Raw genomic sequence first — 5,959 nt, 5'->3', positions numbered from 1 at the left:
TTTTCGATTGCTGCAAACAACCGCCTGTACGCCGATGATTATTGCTATCTGAATGTGCTGCGGGACTACGGCTGGTGGGGGGCGATTCGACATACATATCAAACCGTAACAGGTCGCTTTATGACCCACTTTGTAAATTTTTTGCTTTTAGAATTGGGGCGTGCCAGTATGCCACTTGGTCCGTATATTTTATTGGCAGGTTTAGGTATAAGCGGATATTTCCTTCTCAAAATCATTTTTCCAAAAACAAGTACCCCAACCTTAACTTTCATCATGATGACGCTTGCTTTTTATTCTTTTGTCATTTCATCAGATAAATTCCAAGCGGTATTTTGGACCTTGCATATTTCAAGCATCGTTGGCGGTTTGTTTACATTACTAATGGCTATATACCTTTGGTTTAAGGTGGAAAAAGTTCATCATCACAGATATGCCCATTTGCTTTTGTTTCTTATAGGTTTTATCAGCGCTGGTTTTCATGAAGCCGTTGCAGTATTTGGTGGTTGTATTTTTCTAACTTTATCATGGTTGGAAAGGCGTATTCTTCAACAACAAAAACACTCAGTGCAGACAATACCCATGGCAATTGCAGGGTTGGCTGGAATATTATCAGGGTTCGGGCTCATGGTTTTTGGGCCTGGCAATCTTACTCGTATTCAATCTATTGGAATTTCAAAGAATTTTTTTGAGGTGGTGTATTTTGCAATTCTTACTTTCTTAAGAAATTTTTATCTTCTATTTGGTATGGAACTTTACGGTCAGGGTTTTCCAGTGCTTGTTTTAGTACTCACCTTCTTAATTGGGATTGGCTGTGCTTTTTTTCTGAAAATGTGGCAAGTTGTATTGCCTATTAATCTTCAAAACTGGGAAAAAATCATCTTAATCCTTTTCCCCTTGCTGGTTACGGTGATGATGTTCGTCCCTTCGGCTTTCCTGAGTGGTTATTTTCCGGAACGTTCGCTGTTTGTCCCTCAGGTGGTGCTGGTGACGGGTTGCTTTGGTTTGGGAGTTTGGGCGGGCGCGTCTCTCAAGGCGCGGGGGATTTCTCCAAATTTCGGTGCCGCGTTGACGACAGCGATACTGGTTATTGCGGTTGGCTGGATGTCGTTGCAGCAATTGACCGCCATGAACGCTCAAATGCGCCTGCACGCGGCCGAATGGGACGCCCGCGAACGGTGGATTCAGCAGGCGATTCAAGCAGGCGAAACACAGGTATGGGTAGCGCCTTACCGGTATAATTTTGGTCTGGATTTGCAGCCAAACCCACAAAATTGGTTGACTCTGTGTATCGGCGATTATTACGGTATTCCGGTCTATCTGGATCAAGGCAGGTAATCATGAGCCTTTCTTCTCACACGGATGTGGAAAATTCCCCAAAGGTTGATCTGGTCATTCCCGTTTACAACGAAGAAGAGGCGATTGCGGCTTTTCATCGGCGTTTGCGGGCAGTTATTGACCCACTGCCGTATTCCTTTACGATCCTGTATGTCAACGATGGTTCGAAAGACGCCACTGCTGAGCGGCTGACCGAGATCGCCGCTGATGACCGGCGGGTAACCGTCATCGAGCTGAGCCGTAACTTCGGACATCAGGCCGCCCTGACCGCCGGGCTGGATCACAGCCGCGGCGATTTTGTCATCAGCCTGGATGGGGATGGGGAACATCCTCCCGAAATGATCCCCCAGATGATGCAGCTGGCGCTGAACGGCTATGAAGTGGTGCTGACCCAACGGGTGGAGGGGCAGCAGGCCGGCTGGTTCAAGCGCTGGACTTCGGATGCCTTTTACCGCTGGCTTAACCGGTTGAGCAACACCCGCATTCTACCCGGCAGCGGAGATTTTCGCCTGCTCAGCCGCAAAGCCGCCGATGCGCTGTGTCAGATGCGCGAATATCAGCGCTTTCTGCGCGGCATGGTGGCGTGGATGGGCTTTCAGACGGTCATTTTGCCGTATTCCCCGGCCCAGCGCATTGCGGGGCATTCCAAGTACTCCCTGCGAAAAATGCTCAAACTGGCTGCCGATGCTCTCTTTTCGTTTTCGCTGGCGCCGTTGTTCATTGGCATCTCTTTGGGCGGTGTATTCTTGCTGCTGGCGTTGATCGAGGTCATCTACGTGTTGAGTTTTTGGGTCACCAACCGGCAGGATACCCTGGCGCCCGGCTGGAGTTCACTCATGTTCGTGCTGCTGGTGGTGGGCGGGGTGTTGATGATTACCCTCGGCATCATTGGCGTGTATGTCGGCTTTATCTTTCAGGAAGTCAAGCGCCGTCCCATTTATTTCGTGCGCCGCATCCTGAGTTCATCGGAGGAATCGGCCTCACCCCATGAGCAGGCTTGAGCGCTTTTCAAACGATCGGACTTATCCCTTTTTGTTGCTGCTGGTTGTATTGCTGGCGCATGGCTTGCTGTTCCTGCGGCAGGGCTATTACTGGGATGACTTTCCCATCACCTGGATTGCCGAAACCTACGGCACGGCCGGTTTAGCGCGTTACTTTTCCACCAACCGCCCAATTTGGGGGTTGTTGTATCAATTTTCGGCCGGGTTGGGAAATCTGCCGTGGGTGTGGCAGTTGTTCGGCCTGTTCTGGCGCTGGCTGAGCGCGCTGATCTTCTGGCTGCTGCTGCGGCAGGTCTGGCAGGATCAACCCCGCACGGCAGCGCTGGCCGGGCTGGCGCTGGCGGTTTATCCGGCTTTTGGTCAACAGGCCATTGGGCGGGTGTACGGTCACTTTTTCTGGGTGATGACCTTATTTTTCTTTTCCCTGTATGCCGGCGTGCGGGCCTTGCAGGCCGGGCGGGGCGGTTGGGGTTGGTTCGCGGCGGCGTTTTTTACATCGCTCATCAATCTACTGACGCTGGAATACTTTTTCCTGCTGGAGCTGGCCAGACCGTTGTTTTATGCGGCTGCCTTGCGGCAGAAAGGGGAGAGGGAGAATTTTCGACTCAGCCGTGTCCTGCTCCACTCTGCGCCTTTTATGGTGTTGTTTGCCGGAGCAGCGGTCTGGCGCGCCTTTTTCTTTCCCTATCAGACTAACAATTACGCACCGCTGCTGTTCCAAAACCTTCAAAGGGATTTTTGGGGCACGTTGCTGGCCCAAATTGGCTCGGCTGCCGTGCAAATCCGCACGGCGGCGGTGCTGGGCTGGATGGAGGCTTTCCGGCTGCCGTCTTTCACCGGGCTGGGACGGTTGAGCAGTCTTCTCTACGGGGTTGTGCTGGCTGGCTGCGCTTCGCTGACCGTGCTGATCCTGCAGCCGCAACGCACCGGAGCCACATTTTCCAGCCGCCAGCGGGCTGTTTTCCAAATGCTGGTGATTGCCGCTTTCTGGCTTCTGCTCGCGGGTGTGCCGTTTTATGTGACCGGCCTGCCGGTGCGTCTGGAATTTCCGAATGACCGTTTTACGCTGGCGTTTCTGCCCGGCGTGGCGCTGCTGGCTGCAGCGGTGGTGGAAAGCCTGCCGCTGAAAGCCTTTGTCAGACTGGCTCTGGCCGCGCTGCTGATCGGTTTCAGCGGTGGGCGCGACTTCATGACCGCCAATGATTACCGCCGCGACTGGGAGCTGCAAAAAAACTTTTTCTGGCAGCTGGTCTGGCGGGCGCCGGGACTGGAAAAAGGCACGATTTTGATGACCAACGACCTGCCGCTGCGTCATTACAGCGATAACTCGCTGACCGCGCCGTTGAACTGGATTTACGCGCCGCAGGAACCTTCGCTGCAAATGGCCTATCACCTGCTCTACCCGGCCGTGCGGCTGGGTTCTCCCAATCTTAGCAACCTGTCCCCCGGAAAACCGGTGCACATTGATTATCTGGCAGCCACCTTTTCCGGCAGCACCGATCGGGTCGTGGTGCTTTACTTTCAGCCGCCGGGCTGCCTGCGGGTGGTGGATGGCGAAGTGGAACGGGATAATCTCTTCCTGCCGGCCCTGATTCGAGAGGCAGCTGCCAATCTTTCTTCCAGCCGCTGGATTGTGACGCAGCCGGAGCAGCCCGCTCAGCCGCCAGCCTTTATATACGGAAATGAGCCAGCCCACGGCTGGTGCTATTATTACCAGAAAGCCGACCTTGCCCGCCAGCAGGGCAACTGGCAGCAGGCTGCTGCACTGGGTGATGAAGCCTTCTCGTTGAAGGACTACCCGAACGACCCGGCCGAGCGGATGCCCTTTATTGAAGCCTACGCTCAGGTTGGACGCTGGCAGGACGCGCTGGAGCATACCCGCCTGGCCGCAGATATTTCACCGACGATGCAGCCGGTTCTGTGCCGTTTGTGGCAGCGCATTGACCGGCAGACGAAAGCAAGCCCGCAAAAAGCACAGGCCAGCGCTCAAATTGCAGACTGGCTGAATTGTGATATAAATCCATAAAATAACGTGAGCTCGGGATAAGATCAAAACCTTGCATGCAATACCAATCACCCCCACCTGCACCTCCCCCAAAATCGCGCCTGCGAATTTGGGGGAGGCGGGAGGGGGACGAAACTCGAAAGTTGATGTAAAAATGATTTATCCCGAATTGACGTTAAAATATCTCCGGAGGACACCATGAAATTTTTGATTACCGGCGGCGCCGGCTATATTGGGAGTACCGTTGCTTCTGCTCTGCTGGATGCCGGACATACCCCTGTGATTCTGGATAACCTTTCGGTGGGCAAACGTGAGTTTGTCCGTGAGCGGGTTTTCTACGAGGGTGATATTGCCGATGAAGCCCTGCTGGAACGCATTTTTCTTGAACACCCCGATATTCAGGCAACCGTCCATTGCGCCGCGCTGATCATCGTGCCGGAGTCGGTTGAAAAACCGTATGAGTATTACCGAGAAAATGTTGCCAAATCGCTGGAATTATTCCGGGTACTGAACCGGCTGGGATGCCAGCGGGTTTTGTTCAGTTCCTCGGCATCCATTTACGATGATGTGCCGGGCTTCATGGTCACCGAGAATTCTCCGCTCAAACCGCGCAGCCCCTACGCGCGCACCAAGTACATGATGGAGATGATTTTGCGGGATTTCTGCGTCGCCTACGGCATGAAGGGCATTGCCCTGCGTTACTTCAATCCAATTGGGGCCGACCCCAAACTGCGCAGCGGTATCCATGTGCGTTACCCCTCGCTGGTGTTGGGCAAAATGGTAGATACCGTGCTGGGTAAACAGCCCTATTTTGAACTGACCGGCACCGACTGGCCGACCCGCGATGGCAGCGGAATCCGCGATTACATCCATGTGTGGGATCTGGCGGAAGCGCACCTCAAAGCGGTGCTGGAATTTGATGCCGTTTTTGAGCGGGCGGGCAACCCGCCCGACAACTATGTGGTGATTAACCTGGGCACCGGGCGCGGGGTGACGGTGCGCGAACTGGTGGCGGCTTTTGAGAAGGTGTATGGTCAGCCCCTGCCGCTGCGCGAGATGCCGCCGCGACCCGGCGATGTGGCCGGCGCTTATGCCAATGCCGATACGGCTGAAAGGCTGCTCGGCTGGAAGGCGCAGCGCTCAATTGAGGAAGGCATAGCCGATGCTCTGCGCTGGGGCAAGAAGCGCAAAGAAATCCTGGGGTACGATTGATTAAAAATATACGGCGGTTGGAGCAGTCCATCCTCCAACCGCCGCGTTGTCAACGATTGACCATCGGCAGGAACAGCTGGCGCGGTTCGCCGTACCAGATGCGGTAGCGCACATCATTGCCGAATAAACCGTCCTGCAGCGGGGCAGCCAGCAGGTAATAAGTGCCGCTGACGGGCGCGGTCCAGATGAAGGTCAGGCTTTGCCCTAACTCTGCGGCGGAGCGTTCGCTGAGCAAATTGCCGGCACCGTCATAAATGCCCATCTTGAGGGCCGCTCCGCCCGCTTGTGAAGTGCCGAAGAACAGATAGGGCTTGCCCGCCTGCGCGTCGAAGCGCATCCAGTCGCGGTCGGCGGCCGGGCAAAGTTGTTGTTCCAGACCGGTTTCATACGGCAGGAAAATGGCGCC

5 protein-coding genes are annotated in these 5,959 nt (G+C 54.6%); 4 read left to right on the top strand and 1 reads right to left on the bottom strand.

The annotated features are described in order from the left end of the window. The 4 genes from ACWIZX_RS03470 to galE all read left to right on the top strand — a co-directional run. Positions 1-1,335 (top strand): DUF6056 family protein (locus ACWIZX_RS03470; RefSeq protein ID WP_448334819.1); only part of this gene is annotated, 1,335 nt, incomplete at its 5' end. Positions 1,336-1,337: 2 nt separating this feature from the next. Further along, positions 1,338-2,336 carry a glycosyltransferase family 2 protein gene (locus ACWIZX_RS03465; RefSeq protein ID WP_322791579.1) on the top strand — a complete coding sequence of 333 codons (999 nt, stop codon included), beginning with the start codon at positions 1,338-1,340 and terminating at the stop codon, positions 2,334-2,336. Then, positions 2,323-4,362, top strand: coding sequence for a tetratricopeptide repeat protein (locus ACWIZX_RS03460; protein WP_448334818.1), 2,040 nt, complete (start codon positions 2,323-2,325; stop codon positions 4,360-4,362). Before ACWIZX_RS03465 ends, ACWIZX_RS03460 begins: the two co-directional genes overlap by 14 nt. Positions 4,363-4,539: 177 nt before the next feature. Beyond that, positions 4,540-5,553, top strand: coding sequence for a UDP-glucose 4-epimerase GalE (gene galE / locus ACWIZX_RS03455; protein ID WP_322792015.1), 1,014 nt, complete (start codon positions 4,540-4,542; stop codon positions 5,551-5,553). A 49-nt stretch (positions 5,554-5,602) separates the two neighbouring features. Here the strand turns inward: galE and ACWIZX_RS03450 are convergent. Beyond that, positions 5,603-5,959, bottom strand: a 357-nt coding sequence (locus ACWIZX_RS03450; RefSeq protein WP_448334817.1) for a hypothetical protein, incomplete at its 5' end; no start/stop codon positions are given.

This window comes from Bellilinea sp. (assembly GCF_053501535.1).
The sequence above is the reverse complement of the archived record's forward strand: the minus strand, read 5'-3'. Positions and strand labels throughout refer to the sequence as shown.

Bases quoted from the DNA above. Each gene is read 5' to 3' on its own strand.
- ACWIZX_RS03465 (WP_322791579.1), top strand. From the start codon at position 1,338: ATGAGCCTTTCTTCTCACACGGATGTGGAAAATTCCCCAAAGGTTGAT.
- ACWIZX_RS03460 (WP_448334818.1), top strand. From the start codon at position 2,323: ATGAGCAGGCTTGAGCGCTTTTCAAACGATCGGACTTATCCCTTTTTG.
- galE (WP_322792015.1), top strand. From the start codon at position 4,540: ATGAAATTTTTGATTACCGGCGGCGCCGGCTATATTGGGAGTACCGTT.